Here is a 1,029-nt window from a genome sequence, read left to right on the forward strand (position 1 = left end):
CCGATCGACCCCACTTGATCAAGAGGAAAATGCACCATGCCCGAAGAATCTTGATTATTCAGGGCACTGCCTATGGCCGATGAGAATCGGCTTACCTCAACCGTTGTGCGGCGCAACACATTGATTTCAGAGAAAATCGTGTAATTGCGTTACATCGACCGGGGTGCCCCGATCGCCATTTTCCTACACCAATGATATTGACAGCGCTGTCTCCACCACGCTCTAAGTCGGTGGCTAAAAGCGCGCGCTGGCGGGTTTCCGTTCACGCGCGTCCCCTATCCGTATAATAGGGTACGCAACCCCGGCGGCCGCCACGAAGCCGGCGGGGTCAGGGGTCGGGAAGGAAACGGACAAGGAAGGCGATCACCTATGCAGGGCCTCTCGCTTTTGGCGGACATCGGCGGCACCAATGCCCGGTTCGCCCTCGCCGAATCCCCGGACACGGCGCCGCATGACGCGCATGCCGCCACCATTTCCGGTGTCCGCATCCTGCCCTGCGCCGACTACCCCTCGCTGGAAGCGGCGGCGGAGGCCTACCTGGCGCTGGAGGCGCCGGGCGCCCGGCCCAAGCAGGCCGCCATCGCCCTGGCCGGCCCCGTGACCGGCGACCGCATCCGCATGACCAACCTGCCGTGGGAATTCTCCATTGAGGGCGTGCGCCGCTCGCTGTCTCTGGACCGGTTGGAGGTGGTGAACGACTTCACCGCCGTGGCCCTGTCCATTCCCGTCCTGAACACCGACGACCGGGTGCAGGTGGGTGATGGCGCGCCCGTCGCGGGCGCCCCCATCGCCGTTCTGGGGCCGGGCAGCGGCCTGGGCGTCTCTTCCCTGATCCCGCGCAAGCGCAGCGATGGCCAGCCGGGCTGGACCGCGCTGGCGACCGAGGGCGGCCACGTCACCATGGCCCCGGTGAACGACCGGGAATCGGCCATCCTGGCCGTACTGCGCAAGCAGTTCGACCACGTGTCGGCGGAACGCGTCCTGTCCGGGCCCGGCCTGGTGAAACTGTATGAGGCCGTGTGCCTGGCT

At 66.0% G+C, this 1,029-nt stretch carries 1 protein-coding gene; it reads left to right on the plus strand.

Annotated features, from left to right (window positions below):
* Positions 1 to 369: 369 nt before the first annotated feature.
* Positions 370 to 1,029 (plus strand): glucokinase (locus I55_RS28855; protein WP_044564181.1); only part of this gene is annotated, 660 nt, incomplete at its 3' end.

This window comes from Azospirillum sp. B4 (genome assembly GCF_000333275.1).
Lineage (GTDB): Bacteria > Pseudomonadota > Alphaproteobacteria > Azospirillales > Azospirillaceae > Nitrospirillum.